The organism is Streptomyces sp. AC627_RSS907 (assembly GCF_019049165.1).
The window spans coordinates 1-542 of sequence record NZ_JAGMUE010000389.1; the positions used below are offsets into that span (position 1 = coordinate 1).

Consider the following 542-nt stretch of genomic DNA (forward strand, 5'->3'; position numbering starts at 1 on the left):
ATCGCGTACCGGTCGCCGAAGAAGCCCGGCAAAGTGTCGGCACCGCTCATGCCGAGAGTGCTGCGGGATGCCGACTTCTCCCGCACCACCTGGTCGCGGATGGCGTTCGGCACCACCCGGTCGCGCGCCGTGTAGCGGATGGTGACCTTGCCGTCGTCGCCACGGTGGAACAGGTGTCCGCCGGTGGACAGCGAGAGGTTCAGCGTCGCGGAGACCGGCTCCTTGAGCGGCCAGGCCACCCCGTACGTGGCGCCACGGGTGAGCCGCCCGGCGGCGTCCGCGAACTCCTCCCACGTCCAGGGCTCGCGCGCCGTGGGCAGCCGCACGTCGGCGGCGGCCAGCAACCGCCGGTTGGCCATGATCATGCGGGGCTCCTGGAGGAACGGCACCCCGTACACCCGCCCGCCGAAGGTCGCGGTCCGCCAACTGTGGGGCGGGATCTCGCGTCGCAGCCGGTCCGGGAGCAGGTCGCCCAGGTCGGCGAGGTAGCCGCCGTAGGCGAAGTCGGCGAGGTCGTCGGAGGCGTCGTGGATGATGTACGG

Annotated in this window: 1 protein-coding gene; it reads right to left on the minus strand. The window is 72.0% G+C overall.

Annotated elements, in window-relative coordinates; translation table 11 throughout:
• On the minus strand, positions 1-542 hold a 542-nt coding region (locus KUM32_RS36045), incomplete at both ends, for an ABC transporter substrate-binding protein (protein ID WP_217146123.1).